Annotated in this window: 1 protein-coding gene; it reads left to right on the forward strand. The window is 49.6% G+C overall.

All coding sequences use genetic code 11. The annotated features are described in order from the left end of the window. A partial coding sequence (locus AK963_RS29690) for an IS1595 family transposase (RefSeq protein ID WP_066018800.1) occupies nt 1–904 on the forward strand: 904 nt, incomplete at its 5' end. Nucleotides 905–909 lie beyond the last annotated feature (5 nt).

The following is a 909-nucleotide window of genomic DNA, read 5'->3' on the forward strand; positions in this document are numbered from 1 at the left end:
GTTCTTTCAGCAATACGGACAGGAAGAGCAATGCCGAGATCAGTTTTTCAAATGGCGCTGGGCGAATGGTTTTGAATGCCCTCTGTGTTGTTGCCGGGAGTATTGCATCCTGAAAACCCGAGAGCTTTACCAATGCAACCGCTGCCGCCATCAGACATCGCTGACCAGTGGCACCATTCTGGAAGCCAGCAAACTGCCCTTTACCATCTGGTTCCTGGGCATGTTTTTGATGACTCAGACCAAGAATGGCATATCGGCTCTGGAGCTCTCGAGACAATTGGGAATCTCTTATAACGCCTCCTGGCGCTTAAAGCACAAACTCATGCAGGTAATGAAAGAACGGGATGACAGTCGTCCCCTGCAGGGGCATGTGCAAATGGATGATGCGTACTGGGGTGGTGAAAAACACGGAGGCAAACGGGGAAGAGGCTCTGAAAACAAGCACCCCTTTGTTGCCGCCGTGCAAACCAACGAAGAAAATCACCCGCTGTATATGCGATTCAGTATGGTCACCAGTTTCCGGAAAAAGGAGTTGGAACTCTGGGCGAGAAAGCACCTTGGTAGTGATACCTTCTGCGTTATCAGTGACGGACTCGGTGCATTCACAGGAATAGCTGACGCCGGACACCCACATACTGCAGTTGTGACAGGTGGTGGTCACGAATCGATGGATAATGAGCTGTTTACGTGGGTCAACACGATGATCGGGAATGTCAAAAATTCCTTGAAAGGCAGTTATCACAGTATTAACCCGAAGCATTTGCCAAGATATCTTGCTGAATATTGTTATCGATTCAACCGGCGCTTTGATTTGAAAGCAATGGTGTCAAGGTTGGGTTACATGGCTGCACGAACTTGCCCCATGCCAGCAAGGCTTCTCAAGCTGGCTGAGGTACAGTGGTAATCAGG

Source organism: Endozoicomonas atrinae, assembly GCF_001647025.1.
Lineage (GTDB): Bacteria > Pseudomonadota > Gammaproteobacteria > Pseudomonadales > Endozoicomonadaceae > Endozoicomonas > Endozoicomonas atrinae.